Below are 23,269 nucleotides of genomic sequence, written 5' to 3' on the forward strand. Positions count from 1 at the left end.
GCCGAGGAGCACCGCTGTCGTTGAGGTCGGACTTCAACGAAACGTGGGTAACAGTGGCGATCTCGGCGCCGACCACACCGTCCGGTATACCGGGCCTGATGTCGCGGATGCGTTCAAAGCCGCCTGCAAAAGCGGTGCTGATGTCGTGCTGGACGTGGCCGGCGGCCGGTTCTCCGAACCGGCGCTACGGGCTACCTGTTACGCGGGCAGATTCGTGGTCGTCGGCTTCGCCGCCAGCAGTCCGGCACGCATTCCACTGAACCTGTTTTTATTCAAGGGTTTTAGCATCGTTGGCTACGCGATCGCCGTTTTCGAGCGCCGCACGGGCAGTGCGGTTGGTAGCCGGGAGGGAAAAGCTGAGAACCACCATTCTCGAACTAGCCTGACATCGTCGATCAGGGTCTGCTGCACGATCAGGTGACAGTTTCGGTCACGCGGCCTGACTGGCCGGTGTGAACGCGAGCGATTCTCATTCGCATTTCGACAAGCCTTACCGACCAGAAGCGCGTTCATCTCGTCTCTCACCGATGGTTGTCTGCATGACACCTAATGCACTTCGGCCTGCCGTGATGAAGAAGCTGTTCACGACAGCAGTATTGGTGACGACCGTTCTGACGGGCACCTCGTTGGCGCCTGCGGCGTCGGCGGCACCGGCATCTGAGATGCACCCGGACTGGTCCGGTCTTGATGTGCGCGACTATTCCGGTCCGATCCCTGCCCAACACGGGGTCCTCATCACGTCGGTGCCATTGTCAGCGCGGATAGCCTCGATCGATTTTCCACGCAATCCGAACCCGATCCGGTTTCTGTACAGCACCGCGACCCAACACTCGGCCACAGGGGTCTCGACTGCGGTGTTCTACCGTCCCGCTCAGCTTGCCCCGCCCGGCGGGTATCCCGTTGTGGCGTTCGCGCACGGCACCTCAGGAATAGCCGACGAATGTGCACCCTCGGCACACTCCTACCGACCGAACATCGCGTTGGAAGCCGACTACATCCAACTACTCCTCGACGCCGGATATGCAGTGGTGGCTGCCGATTACGCCGGATTGGGAACCCCGGGACAGCATAGCTACCTCAACTCCACCGTGGAAGGCAAAAACGTCGTCGATAGTGTTTCCGCCTCCAGGTCGCTGGGCGTTGCTCTGGCCGACCGCTGGAGTGTGACGGGATACTCCCAAGGCGGGGGCGCGGCCATCGGGACAGCGCGCGTGGTGTCGTCGGACTATGCCCCCCGAGAAAGCGCCGGGTATCGTGGCGCGATCTCGCTCGCCGGCCCAGCGAACATGGAACATGTGCTACCGCTGCTGAGCCCCAGGGTGCTTCCCTTCAACGTCGATGGCATCAATCTCCGGTTCACGCTCTACGTCGCACTTGCGTTGACCTCAGTACGCGAGGCATACCCGGAGTTGGACTTAAACGCATATCTGACCGAGGAAGGCATTCGCATCCTGGACGAGGCGGCCAACACGTGTCTGGCTGATATCAACGACCTCGGCGAGTTCAACGAGCTGATCCTCGGCGACCTCTTCGCACGTCCGCTCAGGACCGTCCCAGGGTTTAAGGAGAAGGTCCGAGCGCTGGCCGGATCGCCGGTGACCGACGTCTCCGGTCCGCTGCTGCTGATGCAAGGGCTGCTAGACACCGACGTCCCCGCGACGATCTCGAATGTGTTGACCGCGCCCGCGCTACGCGCGAACGGCACAGACGTGCAGGTTGTCGTCCATCCCGGCGACACTCACCTCACGCTTATTGAGCACGCTGGAGCGGACACCCTGGACTTCCTGTCGCGCAATCTGCTTCCCGTCGACCGACCAGCACCATGACCAGAGGTCTTAGCTGCCAGCCTGGATGCCTTACTCCTCCGTGGTCGTCAGACCGGTGGACTTGCCGGCGCGCTCTGCGACCGAATCCTGCAGTTCAACCAGCGATCGCACCGAATCCGGCGAGATCGCCGTATGCGCCAGCGCGGCCAACCGCTCGCGCATGGTTCCGACTTGGACGCGCAGCTCGGCTGAGGCTCGGACCGCCGCGGCGGCGGGTTTATTGAGCTCGTGAGTCATACCCGCGGTCAACTGGCCAAGGTCTCGTCGTTTGTCCGTTCGATCGCCATGACGGTTCAGGTGACGGAGGCGCCGGGCATGGGCTTATCGGGGGGCCAGTGTGAATGAGATTAGGGAACTGCTGCGGGTGTGGCTGCGGCCCTTCAGGCGCCAAGCAAGTTCGATGATGCGCTGCCGTACTGGAGCTGTTCGTCGCCGCACTTCACCAAAAAGTACCAGCGCGCAGCAACCCTTTGTAGGTTACTGCGCTCGACGGTCGTAGGAGCTATCGACCGTGCCATCGGTGGGTGCCGCTGGCCGCGCTCCTGGTGTCCCGCCAGTGTCCCAAGACGCGTGTGCACAGGACGAACCGGGCGAGACGAGGGCGACGCTGCACGTGCGTTGACGTGGCCTGATGCGACATATCGAGACTGGCCTTCACACAGGTGAGTTCCCTGGGGGTCAAGTGGTCGCAGGTTCAAATCCTGTCAGCCCGACCAAGGTCAGAGGCGGTTTCCGATCACCGGGAGCCGCCTTTTCCTTGCCTTGCCCAAATGTCGGCCAAACCCACCTCACAAACCGAACGTAGGACCAGCGCGCCGGTCGGCGGGTGTCTTTGCGGCACTTCGGGTTCAGTGCGGGGGCGGACGGCTGACACGGTTCGATCAGCAGGCGCGGATATCGTCCCGAGGAACACCGCCGGGTCGCTTTCCTAGCCGACAGCAAATTCACAAATGTGGCACGTTGCGCCGTAATCTCGTTAGGGTCGTGGGGGAGATCAGCAAATCGAGGGGGACTCTCATGATCCGGCGCGCGCTCTTTGTCAGCTCTGTCATTGCAGTGCTTTCAGTAGTGGCGCCCGCAGTAGTCAATGCACAGCCTGGGTCGACACCCTTCTCGAACTGCACGCAAGCGAGGGCTGCTGGCTATCAAGACATTCCATCCTCGTCGCCGTACTACGGCATGTGGCTGGACAAGGATCGTGACGGCGTCGGCTGCGAAAGTTGAGCTGTCGGCGAATTCCTGATGATGCCGCAACGAATCGGCATGTTTAACGGCGATAGAGGAGCTGAGCATGGTGAAGATTCTCACCTTTGCCGCCATTCTCATCTGGGCAGTTCATGCGGCGCCTACGGCCAGCGCGGACCAGTACATCCCTTTCGGGGTGAACGAGGCTGCATGCAAGGCCGCAGCCCGACAGGCCAACGCAGCGGCTCCGCCAGGCGCAAGCCGTTCCTATTGCTACGAAACAGGACCTGGCCACTACACGCTGTTCTACGGAGACTGATCGTCGCCGCGAACCGCTTCAGCCCCTGGTGCAGCCGAGAATGAAGTCCCGCAACACTTCTCCGGTGACGCCCATGCCAATGTGGTCCGGCACGTGCGTTGACCCACGGCAGTGCTTCGGCCTGATCGCCGCGGACGCGGTCGGCTCGTGAACCCCGTGTGAGGGGTTGGGTGAAAGCGGTCGCTTTCCCACAGGTGGTGGGCAATAGTGAGTGGAGTCAGTGCTGGACTCCGTCTCATTGATTGCCTCCAGCAATCAATGCTCACCTATTGATCGGTTCCGCCAATCAACGACATGTCGTCGTGGTGGTCATTCGCGACCCGGCTCGACGCGCCATCCGGGCGGAGCGTCCATCGTCAGGGCCATCTCCACGAACCGTCGGATGGCGGCGGTGCCTACACGTTCCGGTGCCCATTGGAGGACGTAGGGGATACGTGGGTCGCCGTAGATTCGGAGGACTGCGGTGTCGGGCGGGAGTCCCAGCGATTCACTCAGCAGAACCCACGTCACGTCGGGTTGTCGGCTCCATCCTGTCGAGGAGAACCCGGTGGCAGCCAAGACAGTCGTCGGTGGAGACACGGCGGCCGCTTCCAGTGCTTGACGTTGCGTCAGTGCCCATGCGGGAAACAGTGTTTCGTTGGGTACTCCTAGCGTGTCGTCGGCTAGCTGATCGAGCGATACGCAACCACGGTCTGCGAGTGGGTGTGTCCAGCGGACTCCGACGAGGAGCGGTTCGCTGCAGAAGATTCTGCCGACCACACCCGGAGGATTGGGCGGCACGCCGCACGTAATGGCCACATCGGCGTGATCGGTGGCGATCGTGCGGATCAGATCCGGCAACCACATCCTCTCCACGTCGAGTTTCACGTCAGGCAGTCGCTCGCGCAATGCTGCTCTCAGGTGGGGCGCCAAGACGGGCGCCACCGGAGGTGTGATGGCCGCCCGCACCGTCCCGGTCTCACCGTGCGCCACTCGCAGCACCGCAGCTTTGGCGAGATCAACCTCGTCGATGATGATCTTGCAGCGCTTCAGAAGTTCGGCCCCGGCAGCTGTGAGCGCGACTCGACGGGTGGTTCTGACGAGCAGCGGAGTGCCCACCTCTCTCTCGAGCCGCTGCACCAATTGACTGAGGGTGGGTTGACTGATGTGCAGCTGCTCGGCCGCGCGCCCGAAATGCAGTTCGGTGGCCACCGCCACGAACGCCGTGAGCTGACGCAGCTCCATGACCTGTGAACTTACTGGCAAGGGTCGAGCTCGGCCAGCTATTGATCGGCCCCCTCAATCACAGCCAACAAAAGTTGGCTCTTTATCGAGCACTCGGACGCTGCACACAATTCGTCTGTCAGAGCCGCCTTGCTGCGGCGTACATCCGCGACCACCAGGAGCGCGACGACACATGGCCGCTTTCGCTACCCGCTATCACACCGCCACGATTGACGGCCTCGAAGTGTTCTACCGCGAGGCGGGTGATCCCGCGAAGCCGACATTGCTTCTCCTGCATGGCTTTCCGTCGAGTTCGCACATGTTCCGTAACCTGATCGCCTCGCTGGCCGACGAGTACCACCTAGTGGCTCCGGATCACATCGGGTTCGGACGATCTGCCATGCCGACGACCACACAATTCGACTACAGCTTCGACCGCCTGACCGAGATCACCGAGGGATTGATCACCCACCTCGGGCTGGAGAGATTTGCTCTCTACATTCACGATTACGGCGCACCGATCGGGCTACGGATCGCCAGCCGACGTCCCGAACGGATCACCGCGCTGATCACTCAAAGCGGAAATGCCTACATGGAGGGTTTCACGCCGTTCTGGGACATTCTGTTCGCTCACGCCAAAGACCGGGCCGCCAACGAGGACGGGGTGCGGGAGAAGTTCACGCCCGAAACCACCTACTGGCAGTACACCCACGGCGTGCCCGCCGATCGGCTCGACCGCATCGCCCCAGAAGCCTGGCAACTCGATCAGCTCGGTCTGGACCGCAAAGACAACGACGCCATCCAGCTGCAACTGTTCTGGGACTATCAGTTCAACCTCGACGGTTACCCGGCGTTCCAGGAGTACTTCCGTACCCATCAACCCCCGCTGTTGGTCACCTGGGGGAAGAACGATGAGATCTTCGGTGCACCCGGCGCAGAGGCCTTCCGCCGCGACTTCCCTGACGGCGAGCTTCACCTCCTCGACGCTGGGCACTTCGCTCTGGAGACCCACGGCGAGGAAATCAGCGGTTACATTCGAGACTTCCTTCCCCGCGCGCTGGCCCGACCGTCGTCGCCTGCAACCTGACTGCGGGCGCGCAGCCGAACGTCGATGACACTCGTCAGCACCCCATTCGGGTTCGATTCCACGACCGACGACGTCCTGGCCGGCATCGACCTGACCGATCGGCGGGCGGTGGTGACAGGCGCGACCAGTGGCCTCGGAGTCGAGACGGCGCGCGCCTTGGGCGCCGCCGGTGCCGACGTCACCCTGGCCGTCCGCAAGCTCGACGTCGGCGAGCAGATAGCAGGAGACTTACGCCGAACCACCGGCAACCCGGCCTTTCACGTGCGCCCGCTAGACCTGGCGGATCAAGCCTCCGTCGCCCGCTTTGCCGAGCTCTGGCACGGCCCGCTGGACATCCTGGTTAACAACGCCGGAGTGATGGGCATCCCCGACCTGACCCGAACACCACAGGGCTGGGAACTCCAACTGGTGAGCAACTACCTCGGTCATTTTGCACTCACCACGAGACTGCGACACGCCCTGGCCTCAGCCAACGGGGCCCGCGTGGTGTCGGTGAGCTCCTCCGGGCACCTTTTCTCACCGGTCGTGTTCGACGACCTCCACTTCCGCTTTCGCCCATACGACCCTCTGGGAGCTTATGGCCAATCCAAAACGGCCACGGTTCTGCTTGCGGTGGAGCTCACCCGCCGGTGGGCCGCGGACGGCGTCCTGGCCAATGCCGTGAACCCCGGTGCGATCGCAACCGGTCTGCAACAGCACACCGGCGGTCTCAAAACCCCCGAGCAGTTCCGCAAAAGCGTTCCTCAGGGCGCCTCAACCTCGGCGCTGCTGGCCGCATCACCGCACCTTGAGGGAATAGGCGGACGGTACTTCGAAAGCAACAACGAAGCGACGATCGTCAGCGAACGTCCTGCGAACCTGGGCAAGGATGGCGGGGTCGCGCCCTACGCCCTGGACCCCAACAATGCCGCGCGCCTCTGGGACACGTGCGCCGCACTGATCGGAATCCATTGAGGGGCCAGGTGAACTGTCCAATCACCGCCCGCCGTCATGCACAGCTGCCTGAGGTGCGGGCTCGCAGGCAAACGAGACCACGAAGTCGGTCTTCCGCAGGAGCCCGATCACGTCCCCATCGGCAGAAGTGATTGCGACACAACAGAAGAAGTGACTGGAACCCTTACCTAGTTGTCGCAGCAGTCACAGCTCGACCGGGCCGGCTCGGAGCCGGTGGCGACGGGCGCGGGACAGCAGGTGTCGCCCTTCCAGGCATTGACGCCCTCGCGCACCGCGATTGCGGCGATGATCAGTCCGGCGATGGGGTCGGCCCACGACCAACCGAACAGGCTGTTGAGGATCAAGCCGACGAGCAGCACTGCCGACAGGTAGGTGCAGAGCAGCGTCTGTTTGGAATCGGCTACCGCGGACAGCGATCCGAGTTCGCGACCCGCCCGGCGCTGCGCGTAGGACAGCACCGGCATGATGACCAGGCTGACCGCCGCCAGCACGATGCCGATGGTTGAGTGCTCGGCGTCGCCGACGCCGAGCAGCGCGCGGATGGCGTCCACCGTGACGTAGGTGGCCAGTCCGAAGAACGAGAACGCGATGACGCGGAGTGCGATCTTCTCGCGCGTCTCAGGATCGCGCCCCGCGAATTGCCATGCGACCGCCGCCGCGGACGACACTTCGATCACGGAGTCGAGGCCGAACCCGACGAGCGCCGTGGAGGACACCCGCGCGCCCTCCGTGAGCGCCACGATGGCCTCGATGACGTTGTAGGAGATCGTGGCAGCGACGAAAAGACGGATGCGGCGGGACAGCACCGCGCGCCGGTCGTCGGTGGGCGCCACGCCCGCCGCCGGGGAGGCCATCAGCCGCACCCGCAGACGGTGCCGTCGGGCCCGACGCATTGGCAGTCGGGGTCTACGGCGAGGACCAAGCCCATCAGGTCGTTCAGGGCATGACCGATGCGTGGGTCGGCCAACTCGTACCGGGTGCGTCGGCCTTCCGGCGCGGCGACCACCAGTCCGCAGCCGCGCAGGCACGCCAGATGGTTGGACAGCGTCTGTCGAGAGACACCGATGAGGTCGGCGAGGTCGGCGGGGTAGCTCGGAGCCGCGTTGAGGCTGAGCAGGATGCGGGTCCGCGTGACATCCGACAGGGCGTGACCGAACCTAGCCAGTGCGTCGGTATGGGCGAGTGTCTGCACGTCGACGACAGTACATCAAAACGTGTATTCACAAGAGCCTGTACAAGATGGGTACTGATGTCGGTCAATGGTCGTGTGCCGCGTTGAGGCGTTCGCCCGACACGTGCCCAGGGTTTCTGATGAGATCCTCGCATCGGTCATCTTCTCTTCGGCAAGCCAGGCATCGAAGGCGAGGAACCGTGCGACTCGCTCGCAAATTCCCTACTGAGCGCGTCGCTGGAGGAGTATTGAATGACTTCAGTCAACTAAAGTAACGGCGGGTCGGTCACGCGTCTCGTCACTTGATGGTGACGCCGGCATCGACTTTGAGCTGCATGCCGGTGACGAACCGCGATTCGTCGGACACCAGATAGGTCACCGCGTGGCTGACATCGAGTGGATCGACGAAGGGGGTGGGCATGGCGTTGATGAAGCTGGGGACGAGGTCGGGGCGCTGTTCGCCCAGCAGAGCGCCCAGCGATGGTGGAATCATCCCTGTGGGCACGCCGGTCGGATGTACGGAGTTGACCCGAATCTTCTGGGCTGCGAGTTCGTTCGCGAGCGCGACCGTCAAGCCGGTGACACCTTGTTTGGCGGCGGTGTAGGGGTGCTGAAGGGGGAAACCCTTCAAGGCACCCGCCGAGCTGATGTTGACCAAGCTCCCACCTCCCTGTTCGATCAGGTGTGGAATGACCGCTGCGCACGTGTTCCATGTGCCGATCAGGTTGACGTCCAATACTGTTCGCCACTGATGCGCGGTGGTGCGGTCCCACGTCGCGACAGTGAGTACGCCTGCGTTGGCCACTGCAGCGTCAAGGCCTCCAAGGCTCGCCGCGGCATCGTTGACGGCGCCGGTCAGCGCGTGCTCGTCGCGAATGTCGGCGACCACGGAGATGCACCGGGCCCCAGCGCTCTCGACCGCCTCGGCGGTCTGCGCGAGGTCGTCCTCGCTGGCGAGTTCGTACTCCAGCCCGGCGATGGGTGCGCAGATGTCGACGATGACGATGTCAGCGCCCTCCTCGGCCAACCTCACCGCGTGGCTGCGACCCATGCCCCGGGCCGCACCCGTGACGAGAACTCGCTTACCTGCGACCCGTGATCCCCTCGGTATCGTCATGACGATCCTTTCGCTCGTGGCGGTTGCTTAAGGGATAGATGTCGCGGAGCCATCCGCTGAATCGTCAAACGTTATTGCTGATTTTCGTCACTGAGTATAGTCATTTAAAAGAATTCGTAGCGACGAGGGGTGGGTTGTCCGGCCACCCGAGGAGTAACGTGCGCAGGGTCATTCAGTTCTCGACAGGCAATGTCGGCCGGCATTCTCTGCGGGCCATCATCGAGCGTCCAGACCTCGAACTGGTCGGGGTCCATGCGTCGTCGAGCGCAAAGGTCGGCCAGGACGCCGGCATGCTCTGCGGGTCAGAGCAGAACACCGGCGTCATCGCCACCGATGATCTGGACGCCCTGGTCGCACTGGGAGCCGATTGTGTTGTGTTCACTGCCCAGGCGGAGACGCGACCACTCGAGGTGCTCGAGCAGATGGCCGCGTTCTTGTCGGCGGGCACGAACGTCGTAGGCACTTCGCTGGTGTGGATGGTCACCCCCAGCCATGCTCAGGATTGGCTTCGCGACCCGCTGCGGCAGGCCTGCGAGGCCGGGGGAGCTTCATTGTTCGTCAACGGGGTCGACCCCGGGTACTCGGCAGACACGTTGGCGCACACCGCACTCAGCCTGACGACTGCAGCGAGGTCCATCACGGTGCAGGAGATCTTCGACTACGCCAACTACGACGACGCGGAGTTCACCGGCGCTTCGATGGGATTCAATCAGGCCCACGACGATGACACACCCATGCTGTTCCAGCCTGGGATCGTCGAGTTCATGTGGGGTGGCCAGGTGCGTCGACTGGCCGACTTGATGGGTCTGGAACTCGACGGAGTGCAACAGCGGACCGAGAGCTGGTACACCCCGACGCCCATACGGTGCACGATGATGGATGTCGAGCCGGGCCGGCGTGCGGCCGTGCGTTTCGCCGTCGAGGGTGTGGTGAAGGGGCGGCCCGTCATCACCATCGAGCACGTCACCCGCCTCACCGCAGCGGCGGCGCCTGACTGGGTGTATCCGCCCGAGGGTAGGACGGGAGTCCATCGGGTGCTCGTCGATGGCGAACCCAGCGTCGAAATCGACACGCACATATCGCATCCCCGGTTCGACACCACTGATGCTGCCTGTATGTCGACGGCAGCTCGGGCGCTCAATGCGCTCGAATGGGTGTGTGCGGCACCGCCGGGGCTCATCGCCCTGGAAGACATCCCGCCGGCTCACCTGCTGCCTCCATTGACCGTTCGGACCGCGACTTCGCCAGCAACGGTGCCTTCGGTCGACGCAAGTCAGTCATACGTCAGATGAACCCAGGGGAACTTCATGATCGGGGTGGTCCGGTGAGCGATCAGATTGCCGAAACATCACGCGCGCCAACATGGTACGTGGTGCGAACGCAACTGGTGTGCCTGTGGTCTCTGCCTGTCATGGCGGCGGTTCTTCTGATCGCCTTCATCGCCTTTCCGGGATTCTTGCCGCCCATGTCTCCGGCGATGTCCGCACAGCAGGTCGCTGACTTCTATCGGGACCACTCGGCGGGCGTGCGATTCAGCATGATCGTCTTCAACCTCTTCGGCGTGATGCTGCTCCCGTTCACCGGCGTCGTCGTTGCCCAGATGCAACGAATGGCGACACCGAGTCGGGTTCTGGGGTACTGCTATCTGACCGCGGCGGCCAGCGGCGCCACGGTGTTCGCCATGGCCGACATCATGTGGCTGCTGGCGGCCTTTCGGCCGGAACGCAATCCGGAGTTGACCCAGCTCCTCAACGACATGGCGTGGATGATCTTCGTCGCGCCGGTGGGAATGCTCTGCGTGCAGAACCTCTGCTTGGCGTTGGCCGTTGTCCTCGATTCTCGCGAGGACCCCATCCTGCCACGGTGGGTCGCGCCATTCGCGGTCCTCATCGCCGTCGCGATGGTCCCCGCCGCCGGTGCGGCAGTCGTCACAACTGGCCCCTTCGCCTGGGACGGTCTCCTGTCCTTCTGGTTGAAGTTAGCGGCGTTGGTGATCTACATGAGCGTCATGTTCGTCGTGCTCCGTCGAGCCGTACTCCGGCAGGCCCGGGAGGCGCGCGATGAGCCGGTCGGTGAGCTGGTCCTGTGACACGCACCGTACCGCCGCCGACGTCTACACCGGCGCGGCGAGGTCTGTTCGGTCGCCCGAAGATCGACCTGTGGGTGGTCTGGTGGACGATCCCGGCGTTCTATGCGATCCAAGGCATCATCTACGTTCCGCTGACACGTCTGATGCCGCCTCGCAGGCCCGACATCACACCGGAGCAGATCGCGGCGTTCTTCGACGACCACGCCCTCGGGATCAAGATCGGGTTCGGGCTGCTGATGGTGGTGGCCGGGTTTGTCGGCACGGCGAACGGATTGATCGCCTATCAGATCAGGCGGATGTCGGTTCACCCCGCATTCTCGTACGCTTTCATCGCCGCGCTCGCAGTCGGTTCCACGCCCGGATTCCTCTGGGGCGCATTTGCATTCCTGACTGCCGTCCTGCGGCCGGACCGCTCACCGGAGATGTTGACCGTCCTCTACGACATGGCGTTTCTCTCCTACATCGGGTCGCTGGGGTGCTTTGCAGCAGCGTGGGCGATTCTCGGCGCCGCCATCCTTCTCGACAAGAACCGCATCTACCCGAAATGGTTCGGCTATGCCACGATCTGGCAGATCGTCACGGAGTTCCTCGCCGGCGTTGTATTCAACTTCCACTCGGGCCCGTTCGCATGGAATGGATTGATGGCCTTCTACATCAACACAGTTGTGTACGTGTTCTGGCAGGTGTGTCAGTTCTACGTCCTGAACAAGGCGATCGCCCGGCAACCGGTCGGAAAGCCCGCATGACGGGCCTGGGGCCCGCGGTGGCAGACGACACCGACCACGAACGCTCCCGCAGGCGACATCTGCCAGGCGATGGCGCCATGTGGTTTTTCGTCTTGGGCGACATGATCATTTTCGGCGCGTACTTCGTTGCCTACATGATCTTTCGAGACCGTGAGCTCACCGCGTTCGATGACGCCCAACGAAATCTGCTGCTCGACGTCGGCGTGCTGAACACACTCCTGCTGCTGTTGAGTTCCTGGTTCGCAGCGCGGGCTGTGCTGGCGGCGCGGTCGGGACAGGGGGCCGGCAGCGCGCGCTACCTCACCATGACGGTGACCTGCGGCGCTGTTTTTCTCGTGGTCAAGCTCGCCGAGTGGTGGTACGAGGTGCACGCCGGCCACACCTTCAACAGCGGAACGTTCATGGCGTTCTATTTCGCACTCACTGGGTTGCACATGCTCCACGTCATCATGGGCATCGCGATCATCGCAGTGGCGTTACAGCATCTGCGCGTTCGCCGCGTACCGCGAGTGACGGTGATAGAGCAGGCCGCCACCTTCTGGCACATGGTGGACCTTCTTTGGGTGATCATCTTCGCGCTGCTCTATGTGCTGAGGTCCTGATGACGGAGACCCGCCGCTTGACCCTGGTGTGGCTCGTCCTCTCGGCAGTCACCGTCATCACTTGGCTGCTCGGACATGCCGAGCGAAGCCTGGGTGGCCGCGCGACCTCAATCGTCGCGCTCGTGGTGCTAGTCATCGCGTTCGTCAAGGTGCGTTTGATCATCAGCCACTTCATGGACGTCAGAACCGGTCCGACCTGGCTCAGACTGTTCGCCGACGTGTGGCTGCTCGTCGTGGGCGGAACCATCACCGCCCTTTACCTAGTCTGACGAGGAACTCTGGGTCCAGGGGACAGTTCACCAGCTCGATCTCGGATGAGCCGGACGAACTCCGCAGTCGAACGTCGGACAGAGGTGAGTTCCAGCGACAGCAGCAGCGTGTCCACCATGGCGAACGGAACGGTGGTCAGCACCGCACCCCGTCCGTACTCGAGGTGCCACGAGCCGGGGTGGATCGTGAGTCCGCGAGCCTCGCCACGCCGCAGGCACGTGCCCTCCCCTGGATACAGGGAGGGCAGCGCAGCAGTGCTGTCGGATTCCAAGTCGTAGGAATCGATTTGGCCTGCCAACAGGAATTTGTGAATGTCGATGTGCCGGTAGCGTCCAGAGAATCCCTGCGTTCCCGTCGGGGATCCGAAGATGACGATGTACTCTCGCGCGCTGGCGTGAAGGAATCGTACTTTGCCCAAAATGCCGCCGGCTTTGCTGGCCACCCAGCGCCCCGGGGGCGTCAGTGACCAACGCGGGATACTCCGCCGCCAAGAGCCTGATCGTGCGTGCTACCGCGTCGTCGCTGTCTGAAGCCGAAGCCGCCACAGTCCGCGCGATCTGCTGCAGTACAGCAGGTTCGATCTTGTAAGTCACAGTCCGAACTCCAACGGCAGAGCGGTCGGGCCGCTGAGGCCGAGAAGGGGCTTCCAGGGAACAGGTCCGGCGCATCGGGGTACGTCGAGGCGCGCCGCGAGGATGCTCAAGGCCTCGGCCAGCTCGCGTCTCGCGAGGGTGGCGCCCAGGCAATAGTGCACGCCGCCGCCGAATGTCAGGATGGGCGGTGGATCCGCGCGGGTGATGTCGAAGCGGGCCGGCTCGTCGTACACCGTGCTGTCGCGGTTGGCGGCGAAGGTGTTGACCAGGATGAACGTGCCAGCAGGGAAACCGAAGCCGTCGATTTCGGTGTCTTGGTTCACTGTCCGCACAGTGCTGCACATCGATGGCGAATGGCGCATCGTCTCTTCGACGGCGCGCATGCTGAGCTCGGGTCGGTCACGCAGCATGGTCCACTGATCGGGATGCTGGCAGAGCACCTGCATCGAAGCTGCGAGCTGACTTCGTGTGGTGTCGGTACCCGCAATGAGGATGGAGAACGCCAACATTCGCAGTTCTTCTGCGCTGAGGCGGTCGCCGCTGTCCTCGATACGGATGAGCTCAGAGAGTAGGTCGTCGGTCAGGCTTCGTCGCCTCTTGGCGATCATTTCGTCCAGGTACTCGTCGAACTCGCCCCAGGCCTGCAGAATGACGGGTTGTTCCTCGGCGAGGTCACAGTCGAAGCTGACGATCTTGAAGATGTCCTCCGCCCATCGGGAGAACTGCTCCCAGTCCTCGCGCGGCGCACCCAGCAGCGCGCAGATCACCGGTATGGGGTAGGGCCGCGCGACGTCGGCGACGAACTCGCATCGCCCGGCATCTTCTACGGCGTCGAAGAGTTCGTTGATGACGGCGTGGATGGTGCTGTCGAGGCGGGACGTCGCCCGCGGCGTGAATGCTCGCGAGACGAGGCTCCTCAGTCGCCGGTGTTCCTCGCCCTCCATGTTGAGGATGCTGCGGGTGACCCGGTCCCAGAGCGGGCCGGAGGTGATTCCGTGAGCCGACAGGTGGATGCCGGGCGGGATGGTGAATCGCGGATCGCGCAAGACTGCCCTGGCCATGTCGTACGAGAGCACCTCGGGACCAATGGGTCCACGGGCGATCGGCGCGCGTCGCTGGGCCTCACGGAACTGACCTTCGACGTCCTGCGGAGTGTCGGTGAATCCGTACTCCAGCACGGGCAGGTCTGCGTCCAAGACGTTGAGCGCATTGGTCATCGTCATCGTTTCTCACGGGTCACCCGGGTTGGTTCACATTGGTCAAGAGCAGAGTCAGGGGCAGGCCGAGTACCGACTGGTCGATCTCGTGCAGTTAGGAACCTTCACCGGCGAAGCTCTGGCGAAAGCGCGTCAGTGCGCTCGTGGTCGGTGACCCTTTCGTCCGCGTCGGTGTCAGGGATGTCGATGACGACGGTGTCGACGCCGTTGCCGTTGGGGCGCGGTGCCGTTGGACGTGTCACCGCCGTACCAATCCGCGGGGTTGGATGAGGCCGAGGTCGAGGTTGGTGTACCAGCCGGGCGCTGCGGCGCAGACGGCGGGGATCGTGTTGACGGCACCCATGGCCGTCCATGTGTAGCCGGGATGCTTGTGGGATCCGTCGGCGTCGCGAACGCCCTGCAGGGTCAGCTCGGTGGGCGGGTCACCGTCGATGACGATGCGATAGCGTGTGCCTCCCCAGTCCCAGGGTGGACTGAGCTGATCGGCGGAAGCTGCGACGTAGATGGCGTGGAAGACGATCAACGGCCGTCCGTCCGCCCAACCGGTCCATTCGTGGTGTTGCGCAGCGACGGTGCCCGAGGCGATGACGCCGTCGTCATGGGTGATGTCGTGGGTCGCGACGGCCACGTCGATGTCGGCGGCGGTGACTCGTTCGAGAACGACGCCCAAACCCTCGGCGATCATGTACATCGAATGGGCGAAGAAGGGAAGTCCGAGACCGAGGATCGTGGGCTCGTTCAGGAACAGTTCGCGGTCCTTACCGAAGCCCATCCAGTCGATGTGATCGACCGGTGCATTGGTCAAGATGTTGACGACCTCGTAGACGCTGATCTTGTCGATCCGGTTGGTTACGCGTGCGAGTGTCAGAGGCAGTAGGTCACCGGCGTAACCGGGGTGTATCCCGCCGCCGTAGAACGAGCTTTGGCCTTCAACACACGCGGCTCGAATCTGATCTCCCAATGCGGCGAAATCTGGTGAGGGGGCGAAGAATCCCGCGGTCGTCACGACGTTCTTGCCAGACCGCAGGATTCTGCAGACGGTGTCGACATCCATGATGATGGGTGTGTAGAACACGCAGTCGGCGTCGAGGCCGATCACGGCGTCGATATCGTCGCTGGCGATGATGCCGGTAGGCGGGATCCCGACGAGATCCCCTGCGTCTCTGCCGACCTTCTCGGGGCTGTGGACCAGAACACCGACGAGTTCGAACGACGGGTTCGACGCGAAGTGTCGAACCCCCACCTGACCGACGTCTCCGGTCATCCATTGGATGATTCTGTGCGGTGGTGCGGGCATCACTGTTTCCTGTCGGCAGCGGCGTGGCGACTGATCCCGCGGGGGAGCAGCAACGGATGAAATCCGGATTGATGCTGCTTGCGAAGATCGTGGATCCACCGCGCGTGCAGGCGCGCGTTGACACGCGATCGCAGCGCGACGGTATGCGGTCGTGAGCGGATCACGGTGTCCCGGCTGGTTCTTGGCCTGCCTCGGCCGCCTTGCGCGCCTCGCGCTCTTGGTAGTTTCGCACCAGCTCACGGAATCCGATGCGCTTGTACTCAGGAACCGGTTGGATACCCCACTTGTCCCTGGCGGTGTCCTTGCCCTCAGCGCCCTCGGGCGGCCCGAAAGCAGGGTAGGGCACTTGGCACTCCAGCGTGTCGTCCGAGTACCGGACTTTGAGTAACTCGCTGCAGATCTGCGTCAAACTCAGTGTCGGGTAACCGTAGTAGACCGCCATGAACGGCAAGGTGAAAGCACCTTCGATGACAAGGGCGACGAGACAGACGAGCACCGCTCGTTTGATCCATTTGTGCATGCGGGCGTAGTAGGGCGTGGTGCCGGGGGGCAGATCGTCGATCTTGTCTTCAGTTGTGTCCGGTGAGGTGATCACGGGGAACTCCTTCAGTCCGTGAAGATTTCGCGATTGACGGTGTGTAGGTAGGGGATCGCCAGGAATGGCGTGATGTAGAAGATGTCGTAGAGCCACCAGCCGATGACAGGAAAGACGACGCCGGCAAACCGGACGTCGGCATACATCGTCATGTTGAACACATAGAGGCACCAGATCAGGATCCCCATCCAACAAGTGATGATCATCCATTGGTGGCCCCAGCGCTTCATCTGCAGGAAGCCGATGGCAGCTGCGCACCGCATGGCGAAGACGGTCAGGATCATCCCGAACACCATGGATTTTTCGCCGGGTGCTGCGGCGCCTCCGACCCACCCTTCGTTGTAGTGCCAGAAGTATCCGGCGTCGAACATCGCCCCCCAGCCGACCATCAGGACGCGATTGATCAGGGTGTGGCTGGCAACGAGGTCGAGCGCCCAGCCGAGGCTGTTGAGCATGCCGTCGATGAGGACGAGATAACCGATGAGCGTGACGATCATGGGGCGTACCGACAGTCCAGATCGCAGGGCCTGGCGCTGGAGATACACACCGCGTAGGAAGATCGGTAGACCGATGATGCCCGGCGCCCACATACCCATCAGCCCAGCCCCGACGATCATCCACTTGTCGGCCCGCTTCTGCGCCGCCTTCGAATTCCCATGATGCTTCGACAGACCGGTTGCGGGCAGCGGGTTCTCGGCCCGCTGCCAAGTACTGCGTCGACGCACCAGGGGCCCGTTCACAGTTCCCACCAACCCCTGGCGAACGACATGTACAGCTGGATTCCGAACATCGTCAGCAGATAGCCGTAGACGACGATCTGGAGGACGATGAGCGCCTTCTTGCGCTTCCGCTCGTGTTGGTCGACCATGCGGGGTTTCCTTCCTAAGTGATCCGGCGGCTTGCGGAGGTGCTGGCGAGGCTGGCGAAGGCGACCTCCCGGAGCCCCTCGTTGATGGCGCCGTCATTGGACAGCGGGGCCAGCACGCAGGCCTCCACCGCGTCGATCTCATCAGTGCCTGCGGCGATCAGGTGGGCGGCCGTCACAAGCACGCGGGTGGATGGCGGCTCTAAATTGAAGGTTTTCTCGGCTGTCCGAATACTGATGGCGCAGTTGACAAGCCGCTGTGCGGTAGAGAAGGGCACACCGGTCTCGGCGGCAACCACGTCCGCTTCGCGCTCGGGTGGAAGGTAGTCCATAGGCACTGTGACGAAGCGCTGCCGGAATGACGGCTTGAGCTCTTTGAGTGAACTGCGGTACGCCGGGTTGTACGAGCACACCAGCATGAAATCGTCAGCGGCAGTGACCACCTCGCCGGCCCTGTCGAGATGCAGGGTGCGTCGGTGGTCGGTGAGGGAGTGCAGCACTGCCAACGAATCGTGTCGAGCCTCGACGACCTCGTCGAGGTAGCAGATCGCGCCCGATTTGACTGCTCGTGTGAGGGGGCCGTCAGTCCATGTCACGTCGCCACCAGCGACGACGAATCGCCCCACCAGGTCGGAGCTGGTCAGGTCGTCGTGACAGCTGATGGTGACGATGGGGCGCCGCAGCCGCGCGCCCATGTACTCGATCAAGCGGGTCTTACCGCACCCGGTCGGGCCGGTGAGCATGACGGGGAGGTGCCGCCTGAAAGCCTGCTCGAAGAGGGCGACTTCCGCGCCGTTCGGTTGGTAATCCTGCTCGGGCACGGTCATGCGGCCACCAGTTCCCGATGGACGAAAGCGAGCGTTCGGGGAAGATCTTCCATACGTGCTATCCGCTGGGATCGCCGCTGCCCGAACACTTCAGGCAGCGGGTCGACGCGCACCGAGCCGACGCCGATGTAGTACAGGGACACGCCCGCGTCATCTGCCTCCTCGACCGCGTGCGCCGCGTCAGCCCAGGCATAGCGACCTTCGTACCCTTCATCACAGATCAAACCGTCACCGATGATGATGAGGAGTCGACGCTCGGCGGGCTGGTCGAGAAGGCGGCTCGTCATGTGCCGGAGCGGCGCGCCGAGGCGCGTGTAGCCACCGACGTCGAGCCCGAGCCGGCTCGGGGGGATGAAGCGTCGGTCGCTGAAATCCTTCAGGCAGTCGACGCGCACTCGGTGGCGGGTGTTCCCCGTGAACGTGAACATCCCGTGCCGTTGCCGCGCGTCGGTCATCGCGCGCGACAGGGCGTCAGCGCATTCGAGCTCCAATCGGAAGAGCTTGCCTCCGTTGATTCCCAACGAGGAGCTGCCGTCCAACAACAGCGCGGTCACCACGTCTCTGTCTGTGGGTGACAGCTCGCGGAAGAATCTCGGTTCAGCGGCATGACCTGTCAGGGCGTCGACGTAATGCCGGACATATTGGTCGATCTCGATGTCAGATCCGTCTTCGAGACCGCGGCGGATACCGCGATGGGTGTTCTCCTGGAACCACTTGCGCACGTCGACTGCGATCGGGCCGGGTGGCTGCGCGTCGAACGCCCGCGAGCGCTCCAGGACCGCGACATGGTCGACCAGAAATGAATGCGTCCATGCGTTCCACTCGGGATAGGGAATGCCTGGCCGGTGCTCGGGAGTGACGTCGAAATCGTCCTCGTCGGGCCGGCTCGGCGGCGGCAGATTCGGATTGCGCACGCCGCCGTCTCCACCTACCGGAACGGAATGTGGCTGCGGAGTCCGCTTTTGGCGCGACGCCCACGGTAAACGGCCGAACGATCGCCGCAGCTTGTCTGAGAGTCCGCGTGGCGCGGTGTGCGCCAGTGGCAGTTGACCGCAGAGAGGGTCGATGACCAGCGCCCCCGAACTGCGGGCCAGGGTGATGGCTTGCTCGAACATCTGGGATGCGTCGGTGTCGGGGTCGGCGTCGCCGACATCGCCGATCAGTCGGTGGATTTCAGGCATCAGACCCGGCCAGTGAGCTGCCACCCACGCGACGGCGACCTGAGATTCCACCACGGTGAGGGCGGCCAGTTCCCTTGCTGTGAGTTCGTTCAGGCGGTAGTTGGTGACTCGCTCCTTCGACGGCGAGCACTGCAGCGCTATCCCGCAGGTCAAGCTGTGGCGTGACCAATGTGCCACGGGCAGCGGGAAGGGCACGTAGACGACGTCGAGCCCCGTGTTCAGCGAGAACCCGCGATGTGAGCCGCTGACGAGCTGGACACCGGCTCGCCGTTGGTCGCTCAACGCGACAGCGGTGACACCGCAGCTCCGCTCGATGGTGGAGGCTTGCGCATCGATCAGATCTGACACCGTTTTTCGACAATCGTCTCAGAACGTGCCGATGTTGGAGAACATCCAGTACCAGAACCAGATGATGAGTCCAGTTCCGCCCCATGCGCCGACGTACCGCAGGATTTCCCAGATCCAGCCCGCCATATCAACCTCCTCTGTTGGTCGGACCGAGATGCCGATCTCGAAGCTCCCGGCTGTGGGGCCAGCCTGTGCTCGCGAGAGACCCCAGTTGCCCGTTGTTCGCTGATTTCAGTCATCAATCTGTGAAGATCTCACGGTTGACCGAATGGAGATAGGGGATGGCAAGGAAGGGGGTGATGTAGAAGATGTCGTAGAGCCACCAGCCGACAACAGGGAGGACGACACCGGCGAAGCGGACGTCGGCATACATCGTCATGTTGAACACGTAGAGGCACCAGATCAGGATCCCCATCCAGCAGGTGATGATCATCCATTGGTGCCCCCAGCGCTTCATCTGCAGGAACCCGATGGCCGCCGCGATTCGCATGGTGAAGACGGTCAGGATCATGCCGACTTCCATGGCTTTCTCGCCGGGGCCGGCGGCGCCGCCGATTAGCAGCTCGTTGTAGTGCCAGAAGTAGCCGGCGTCGAACATTGCGCCCCAGCCGTTCAGCAGGATTCGGGCGAGAATCGTGTGGTTGGCGACGAGGTCGAGTGCCCATCCGACGGTGTTGATCGCGGCGTCGATGATGACGAGGTAGCCGATCAACTTGATGAGTATCGGACGAACCGAGAGTCCGTCACGTTGCGCCTTGCGTTGAAGCCATAGGCCTCGCAGGAACAACGGCAATCCGAAGATGCCGAGTGCGGCGGTCCCGATCAATAGGCTGCCGGAGATCAGCCACTTGTCCGCTTGCTTTTGCGCTGCTCGCGACGTCGCGTCGTGTTCAGCCAACCCGCGGCCCGACGATGCAGGCGCAAGAGTCCGAGCACCGCCGCGAGCACGGCTCGGCAGGTTCATGGTGACTGACTATAGTCACCGATTGCAATCGGTCAACCGGTTCAGGTGGGTGCGAGGCTGCGAAGTGTTCGATGGAGAAAGTCATCGATCATCGCTTCCTGCGAAGGCCACTGGTCTGTTGTGATCAGCAGTGCGTACAAGCCGAGCAGGAAGAAGATCGCGCAATTGGCGGCATCGACGGAGCGATCGATGGAACCAGCGAGGCGGGCCTCCTCGATCGCCCGAGTGACCTCTTCGATGAGAGGGTGAGACTCGAGCTCATCGGTCGCGGGTCTGCGTTGCGAGAAATGCAGCGCGAGAAAATCATTGAACAGTATCGGACCCAGACGCCGCTCAAGGCTGGTGATGAGATCGACGGCTTTTCTCAACACAGATTCGAGGTTCGGGGCTGACTCGGCGAAGCGAGTCAGTTCTTTGGCGATGCGGGCCTCCTCTCGTCCTTCGAGCTCGAGAAGCACGTGCTCTTTGGTGGGGAAGTGAAAAAAGAAGGTGCCGTGAGCTACCCCGGCCGCGGCGACGATGCTGGCGACGTCGGCCGCCGCCACCCCCGAATGCTTGAATTCGGCGATCGCCGCGCCCATGAGGCGCTCACGGGTCTGTATCCGACGTGTCTCGCGCGCAGTCGGACCGGAAGTCGAAGCCATGAAGCAAATCTAGCGTCGACACGAACCGACGGTGGGCTATCCCCTTAGAGCGGCCGCGTGGGGCATCTGCGATCTGACCTGACACGCATCGGCGTGGGGTAGGACCGTGCGCAGGCCGACGACGGTTCCGGGGCGCACTCGAACTCGTCGTTGCCGGCGCCGCGGAGTGCTGGTCGAGTCGACAAGGCCTACAGTGCGATTCGGACGCCGACGCCCCGTCAGACGACGGTCAGCGCCGAGAAGCTGTAGACCAGCGTGTCTTGGGTGGCGGTCCCGAGCTTGACGTATGCGATCCCGTCCGGCGTGAACTCCGAGAGGAAGCTCTGCGAAGTATTGGATCTGCCCGCTGCTTCCAACACCTTCTGCGCGCCCGACGGCGTCAGCGCGTACACGCTTGCGGTAGGGCCGACGTCGTTGTTGATGACATACGCGGTGCCGTCGGGGGCGAACGTGAACACCTGCTGCTCAAGGTCTTCCGTGTAGACGACCGTCAGACTGTTGAACTCGCTGAGCGGGATGACGGTGTTTCCTGCCGAATCGAAGCCCAGAATGCTCTGTGCGCCGTTACTCGCCTGGACACGGAAATAGCCGGTTCCGTCCGGACCGAACTCGACGTACCCCACAGAACCGGGCACTTGTGTCGTCAACGTGTCGGTCGTCAGCGCGAGTACCTGGTTGGCAACGATGAACCCATCAGGCCCGGTGTATCGCAACAGCTGGTACGGGGAGCCGTCGGGGCCGAACACCACAGAGCTCCCGGACGCACCTGCCGGCAGGTCGACTGTCCGAGCGAGCGTGCCGTCGGTGTTCAGCACCGCCACGTGCTCGGTTCCACCCGCGATGTAGTTCACGTAACCCACAGTCGCCGTCGCGGGCGACACCGTGCTCTCGCGGCCCGGCGAGCTCGGCTGCGCCGGCGACCCGGGCAGCGTGACGATGCTGACGGTGCCGTCGGGAGCGACGATCGCCACCGGGGTGGTCGTCGATGACACCGGAAGCGCCAGGGACGCAAAGACTGTGCCATCCGCGGCGACCTGCATGAGGAAACTGGCGATGCGGCCGTCGATCACGTCCGAGGTGTCCACGGTGGTCGCGGTGATCTTCGAGATGAGCGTCGTCCCGGTGCCGTCGTCGCTCGAGCCAGGGTAGGTGTACGTCTCGAGGTAGACGCCGCCGGGCGTGACCACGGTCCGCCCGGGAAGCCCGTCGACGGACCGCACCGTGCTCGACGTTCCGGTGACGGTGTAGACGCGGGTGCTCTTGCTGCCGAACAGCCCCTTCACCCCGGCGGTGACGTAGACCGTGCCGTCGTCGCCGACGATCGGGTCGCTCGGGTCCGAACCGTAGGGGAGCGTGATGGACTTCGGCGCCCCGGCCGCCGGGATGACCCGCAGTGACGAGAACCCGCCCTGCGTGGAGACCAGGTAAGCGCTCCCGTCGGGCCTGAGTTCGACTGCGGTGTCGTGCGGCAGCACCTGCACGGTGTCGCTCGAGGAGATCCGCACCAACCGGTAGGGACGGGTCGCTCCCGGGAGTCCGAAGGTGGGCACATCGGTGCTGACGTAGAGAGCGCCGTCTGCCCCGATGCGGATCTTCCTGTCCGGCGCGCCCTTGATCATCGCGATCGTGGTGACGGCACCGGAGCTGTCGACCGCGGAGACGGTGGAGCGGCTGCCGCGCTGGTTGGAGGTGATGACGACCAGCGTCCCGTCAGGGCGCGCGGCAGGGAAGTAGGCGTACCCGTCGATGTCCGCGCTTGCGGTGACCTGGGCGTCGTCGTCGAGGACGGAGATGTGGGTGGTGGCTTCGCGTCTGCTGATCACCGTGGTGGTGGCCTGGTAGACGGTGCCGTTCGCGGTGACGACGGGAGCGTCGAACGCCTCCCCGGGAAGCTCGGAGGACGAGACAGCAGCCTGGACATCGCCAACGTCTCGCCGCGCGGAACCCAGCATCGTCCACAGCAGCGGCGAGGCCGCCGGGGCTCTCGGACTTTCTGGGCGCTCCGGGGCTGGCTTGGGTGAGAACAGCGTCCTGAGCGCAGTCGCTGACCTGGGCGACGCAGCGACGGAGTCGTCAGTGGCTACTGCTGGTTCGTCGGCGTCATCGCGGTTGGCCGCGGTGCTGCGTGTGGTGCCGACGTGTCTCTTCGTCGACGGGGCATCTGAGGTG

At 63.4% G+C, this 23,269-nt stretch carries 27 protein-coding genes and 1 pseudogene; 11 read left to right on the plus strand and 17 right to left on the minus strand.

Features of this window, described 5'->3' with window-relative positions:
• Positions 1-43: 43 nt before the first annotated feature.
• The gene (locus ACZYYX_RS17810) at positions 44-421 is read left to right on the plus strand and encodes a zinc-binding dehydrogenase (RefSeq protein WP_463815924.1); all 378 of its coding nucleotides are present in this window, start codon (positions 44-46) and stop codon (positions 419-421) included.
• 148 nt (positions 422-569) lie between these two features.
• Positions 570-1,826, plus strand: coding sequence for an alpha/beta hydrolase family protein (locus ACZYYX_RS17815; RefSeq protein WP_463815925.1), 1,257 nt, complete (start codon positions 570-572; stop codon positions 1,824-1,826).
• 30 nt (positions 1,827-1,856) lie between these two features.
• Here the strand turns inward: ACZYYX_RS17815 and ACZYYX_RS17820 are convergent, their stop codons facing one another.
• On the minus strand, positions 1,857-2,063 hold the full coding sequence (locus ACZYYX_RS17820; protein ID WP_463815926.1) for a hypothetical protein: 207 nt from the start codon (positions 2,061-2,063) through the stop codon (positions 1,857-1,859).
• Positions 2,064-2,843: 780 nt separating this feature from the next.
• On the opposite strand from ACZYYX_RS17820, the gene ACZYYX_RS17825 reads away from it, so the two are divergent.
• Together ACZYYX_RS17825 and ACZYYX_RS17830 are read left to right on the plus strand one after the other, a co-directional pair.
• Positions 2,844-3,050: an excalibur calcium-binding domain-containing protein gene (locus ACZYYX_RS17825; RefSeq protein WP_463815927.1), complete on the plus strand. Its 207-nt coding sequence runs from the start codon at positions 2,844-2,846 to the stop codon at positions 3,048-3,050.
• Between the two features lie 67 nt (positions 3,051-3,117).
• Positions 3,118-3,330 carry a hypothetical protein gene (locus ACZYYX_RS17830; RefSeq protein WP_463815928.1) on the plus strand — a complete coding sequence of 71 codons (213 nt, stop codon included), beginning with the start codon at positions 3,118-3,120 and terminating at the stop codon, positions 3,328-3,330.
• A gap of 309 nt (positions 3,331-3,639) precedes the next feature.
• Here ACZYYX_RS17830 and ACZYYX_RS17835 read toward each other — a convergent pair whose 3' ends face one another.
• Positions 3,640-4,554 (minus strand): LysR family transcriptional regulator, encoded by a 915-nt coding sequence (locus ACZYYX_RS17835; protein ID WP_463815929.1) that lies wholly within the window; start codon positions 4,552-4,554, stop codon positions 3,640-3,642.
• A 172-nt stretch (positions 4,555-4,726) separates the two neighbouring features.
• On the opposite strand from ACZYYX_RS17835, the gene ACZYYX_RS17840 reads away from it, so the two are divergent.
• Positions 4,727-5,620 (plus strand): alpha/beta fold hydrolase, encoded by an 894-nt coding sequence (locus tag ACZYYX_RS17840; protein WP_463815930.1) that lies wholly within the window; start codon positions 4,727-4,729, stop codon positions 5,618-5,620.
• 24 nt (positions 5,621-5,644) lie between these two features.
• Positions 5,645-6,574 (plus strand): SDR family NAD(P)-dependent oxidoreductase, encoded by a 930-nt coding sequence (locus ACZYYX_RS17845; protein WP_463815931.1) that lies wholly within the window; start codon positions 5,645-5,647, stop codon positions 6,572-6,574.
• A gap of 167 nt (positions 6,575-6,741) precedes the next feature.
• Here the strand turns inward: ACZYYX_RS17845 and ACZYYX_RS17850 are convergent, their stop codons facing one another.
• The 3 genes from ACZYYX_RS17850 to ACZYYX_RS17860 form a co-directional block, all read right to left on the minus strand.
• On the minus strand, positions 6,742-7,428 hold the full coding sequence (locus ACZYYX_RS17850; protein ID WP_463815932.1) for a cation efflux transmembrane domain-containing protein: 687 nt from the start codon (positions 7,426-7,428) through the stop codon (positions 6,742-6,744).
• On the minus strand, positions 7,428-7,766 hold the full coding sequence (locus ACZYYX_RS17855) for an ArsR/SmtB family transcription factor (RefSeq protein WP_463815933.1): 339 nt from the start codon (positions 7,764-7,766) through the stop codon (positions 7,428-7,430). Before ACZYYX_RS17855 ends, ACZYYX_RS17850 begins: the two co-directional genes overlap by 1 nt.
• Before the next feature lie 277 nt (positions 7,767-8,043).
• Positions 8,044-8,862: a mycofactocin-coupled SDR family oxidoreductase gene (locus ACZYYX_RS17860; RefSeq protein WP_463815934.1), complete on the minus strand. Its 819-nt coding sequence runs from the start codon at positions 8,860-8,862 to the stop codon at positions 8,044-8,046.
• A gap of 158 nt (positions 8,863-9,020) precedes the next feature.
• Here ACZYYX_RS17860 and ACZYYX_RS17865 point away from each other — a divergent pair, with 158 nt between their 5' ends.
• The 5 genes from ACZYYX_RS17865 to ACZYYX_RS17885 all read left to right on the plus strand — a co-directional run bounded on the left by ACZYYX_RS17865 (position 9,021) and on the right by ACZYYX_RS17885 (position 12,568).
• Complete coding sequence (locus ACZYYX_RS17865) at positions 9,021-10,154, plus strand: NAD(P)H-dependent amine dehydrogenase family protein (protein ID WP_463815935.1); 1,134 nt, start codon at positions 9,021-9,023, stop codon at positions 10,152-10,154.
• 119 nt (positions 10,155-10,273) lie between these two features.
• Positions 10,274-10,951 (plus strand): hypothetical protein, encoded by a 678-nt coding sequence (locus ACZYYX_RS17870; protein WP_463815936.1) that lies wholly within the window; start codon positions 10,274-10,276, stop codon positions 10,949-10,951.
• Positions 10,948-11,697 (plus strand): hypothetical protein, encoded by a 750-nt coding sequence (locus ACZYYX_RS17875; RefSeq protein ID WP_463815937.1) that lies wholly within the window; start codon positions 10,948-10,950, stop codon positions 11,695-11,697. The genes ACZYYX_RS17870 and ACZYYX_RS17875 overlap by 4 nt, the downstream gene beginning before the upstream one ends.
• Before the next feature lie 92 nt (positions 11,698-11,789).
• The gene (locus tag ACZYYX_RS17880; protein WP_463815938.1) at positions 11,790-12,299 is read left to right on the plus strand and encodes a cytochrome c oxidase subunit 3; all 510 of its coding nucleotides are present in this window, start codon (positions 11,790-11,792) and stop codon (positions 12,297-12,299) included.
• A complete protein-coding gene (locus ACZYYX_RS17885; RefSeq protein ID WP_463815939.1) occupies positions 12,299-12,568 on the plus strand; it encodes a cytochrome C oxidase subunit IV family protein in 270 nt (89 codons plus the stop codon). Before ACZYYX_RS17880 ends, ACZYYX_RS17885 begins: the two co-directional genes overlap by 1 nt.
• On the opposite strand, the pseudogene ACZYYX_RS17890 reads toward ACZYYX_RS17885, so the two are convergent.
• The 12 genes and pseudogenes from ACZYYX_RS17890 to ACZYYX_RS17945 all read right to left on the minus strand — a co-directional run bounded on the left by ACZYYX_RS17890 (position 12,556) and on the right by ACZYYX_RS17945 (position 23,052).
• Positions 12,556-13,162, minus strand: a pseudogene (locus ACZYYX_RS17890) (isomerase). The gene ACZYYX_RS17885 and the pseudogene ACZYYX_RS17890 sit on opposite strands and share 13 nt — an antisense overlap.
• A complete protein-coding gene (locus tag ACZYYX_RS17895; protein WP_463815940.1) occupies positions 13,159-14,385 on the minus strand; it encodes a cytochrome P450 in 1,227 nt (408 codons plus the stop codon). The pseudogene ACZYYX_RS17890 and the gene ACZYYX_RS17895 overlap by 4 nt, the downstream one beginning before the upstream one ends.
• Positions 14,386-14,483: 98 nt before the next feature.
• On the minus strand, positions 14,484-14,621 hold the full coding sequence (locus tag ACZYYX_RS17900; RefSeq protein ID WP_463815941.1) for a hypothetical protein: 138 nt from the start codon (positions 14,619-14,621) through the stop codon (positions 14,484-14,486).
• Positions 14,618-15,676 (minus strand): NAD(P)H-dependent amine dehydrogenase family protein, encoded by a 1,059-nt coding sequence (locus ACZYYX_RS17905; RefSeq protein WP_463815942.1) that lies wholly within the window; start codon positions 15,674-15,676, stop codon positions 14,618-14,620. Before ACZYYX_RS17905 ends, ACZYYX_RS17900 begins: the two co-directional genes overlap by 4 nt.
• A 160-nt stretch (positions 15,677-15,836) precedes the next feature.
• A complete protein-coding gene (locus tag ACZYYX_RS17910) occupies positions 15,837-16,271 on the minus strand; it encodes a hypothetical protein (RefSeq protein WP_463815943.1) in 435 nt (144 codons plus the stop codon).
• Positions 16,272-16,282: 11 nt separating this feature from the next.
• A complete protein-coding gene (locus ACZYYX_RS17915; RefSeq protein WP_463815944.1) occupies positions 16,283-17,011 on the minus strand; it encodes a hypothetical protein in 729 nt (242 codons plus the stop codon).
• Positions 17,008-17,139 (minus strand): hypothetical protein, encoded by a 132-nt coding sequence (locus ACZYYX_RS17920; protein ID WP_463815945.1) that lies wholly within the window; start codon positions 17,137-17,139, stop codon positions 17,008-17,010. The genes ACZYYX_RS17915 and ACZYYX_RS17920 overlap by 4 nt, the downstream gene beginning before the upstream one ends.
• Before the next feature lie 14 nt (positions 17,140-17,153).
• Positions 17,154-17,963, minus strand: coding sequence for an AAA family ATPase (locus ACZYYX_RS17925; RefSeq protein ID WP_463815946.1), 810 nt, complete (start codon positions 17,961-17,963; stop codon positions 17,154-17,156).
• Entirely contained in the window at positions 17,960-19,492 is a 1,533-nt protein-coding gene (locus ACZYYX_RS17930; protein ID WP_463815947.1) for a nitric oxide reductase activation protein NorD, read from the minus strand. Before ACZYYX_RS17930 ends, ACZYYX_RS17925 begins: the two co-directional genes overlap by 4 nt.
• 238 nt (positions 19,493-19,730) lie before the next feature.
• On the minus strand, positions 19,731-20,456 hold the full coding sequence (locus ACZYYX_RS17935) for a hypothetical protein (protein ID WP_463815948.1): 726 nt from the start codon (positions 20,454-20,456) through the stop codon (positions 19,731-19,733).
• Positions 20,457-20,497: 41 nt separating this feature from the next.
• On the minus strand, positions 20,498-21,100 hold the full coding sequence (locus ACZYYX_RS17940; RefSeq protein ID WP_463815949.1) for a TetR/AcrR family transcriptional regulator: 603 nt from the start codon (positions 21,098-21,100) through the stop codon (positions 20,498-20,500).
• Positions 21,101-21,318: 218 nt separating this feature from the next.
• On the minus strand, positions 21,319-23,052 hold the full coding sequence (locus tag ACZYYX_RS17945) for a hypothetical protein (RefSeq protein ID WP_463815950.1): 1,734 nt from the start codon (positions 23,050-23,052) through the stop codon (positions 21,319-21,321).
• Positions 23,053-23,269 lie beyond the last annotated feature (217 nt).

It is taken from the genome of Mycobacterium sp. IDUB_1, assembly GCF_055419625.1.

What these genes read in the sequence shown, in the direction of transcription:
- ACZYYX_RS17815 (WP_463815925.1), top strand. Translation starts at nt 570, where the DNA reads ATGAAGAAGCTGTTCACGACAGCAGTATTGGTGACGACCGTTCTGACG.
- ACZYYX_RS17820 (WP_463815926.1), bottom strand. Translation starts at nt 2,063, where the DNA reads ATGACTCACGAGCTCAATAAACCCGCCGCCGCGGCGGTCCGAGCCTCA.
- ACZYYX_RS17825 (WP_463815927.1), top strand. Translation starts at nt 2,844, where the DNA reads ATGATCCGGCGCGCGCTCTTTGTCAGCTCTGTCATTGCAGTGCTTTCA.
- ACZYYX_RS17830 (WP_463815928.1), top strand. Translation starts at nt 3,118, where the DNA reads ATGGTGAAGATTCTCACCTTTGCCGCCATTCTCATCTGGGCAGTTCAT.
- ACZYYX_RS17835 (WP_463815929.1), bottom strand. Translation starts at nt 4,554, where the DNA reads ATGGAGCTGCGTCAGCTCACGGCGTTCGTGGCGGTGGCCACCGAACTG.
- ACZYYX_RS17840 (WP_463815930.1), top strand. Translation starts at nt 4,727, where the DNA reads ATGGCCGCTTTCGCTACCCGCTATCACACCGCCACGATTGACGGCCTC.
- ACZYYX_RS17845 (WP_463815931.1), top strand. Translation starts at nt 5,645, where the DNA reads ATGACACTCGTCAGCACCCCATTCGGGTTCGATTCCACGACCGACGAC.
- ACZYYX_RS17850 (WP_463815932.1), bottom strand. Translation starts at nt 7,428, where the DNA reads ATGGCCTCCCCGGCGGCGGGCGTGGCGCCCACCGACGACCGGCGCGCG.
- ACZYYX_RS17860 (WP_463815934.1), bottom strand. Translation starts at nt 8,862, where the DNA reads ATGACGATACCGAGGGGATCACGGGTCGCAGGTAAGCGAGTTCTCGTC.
- ACZYYX_RS17870 (WP_463815936.1), top strand. Translation starts at nt 10,274, where the DNA reads ATGGCGGCGGTTCTTCTGATCGCCTTCATCGCCTTTCCGGGATTCTTG.
- ACZYYX_RS17885 (WP_463815939.1), top strand. Translation starts at nt 12,299, where the DNA reads ATGACGGAGACCCGCCGCTTGACCCTGGTGTGGCTCGTCCTCTCGGCA.
- ACZYYX_RS17895 (WP_463815940.1), bottom strand. Translation starts at nt 14,385, where the DNA reads ATGACGATGACCAATGCGCTCAACGTCTTGGACGCAGACCTGCCCGTG.
- ACZYYX_RS17905 (WP_463815942.1), bottom strand. Translation starts at nt 15,676, where the DNA reads ATGCCCGCACCACCGCACAGAATCATCCAATGGATGACCGGAGACGTC.
- ACZYYX_RS17920 (WP_463815945.1), bottom strand. Translation starts at nt 17,139, where the DNA reads ATGGTCGACCAACACGAGCGGAAGCGCAAGAAGGCGCTCATCGTCCTC.
- ACZYYX_RS17925 (WP_463815946.1), bottom strand. Translation starts at nt 17,963, where the DNA reads ATGACCGTGCCCGAGCAGGATTACCAACCGAACGGCGCGGAAGTCGCC.
- ACZYYX_RS17935 (WP_463815948.1), bottom strand. Translation starts at nt 20,456, where the DNA reads ATGAACCTGCCGAGCCGTGCTCGCGGCGGTGCTCGGACTCTTGCGCCT.
- ACZYYX_RS17940 (WP_463815949.1), bottom strand. Translation starts at nt 21,100, where the DNA reads ATGGCTTCGACTTCCGGTCCGACTGCGCGCGAGACACGTCGGATACAG.
- ACZYYX_RS17945 (WP_463815950.1), bottom strand. Translation starts at nt 23,052, where the DNA reads ATGCTGGGTTCCGCGCGGCGAGACGTTGGCGATGTCCAGGCTGCTGTC.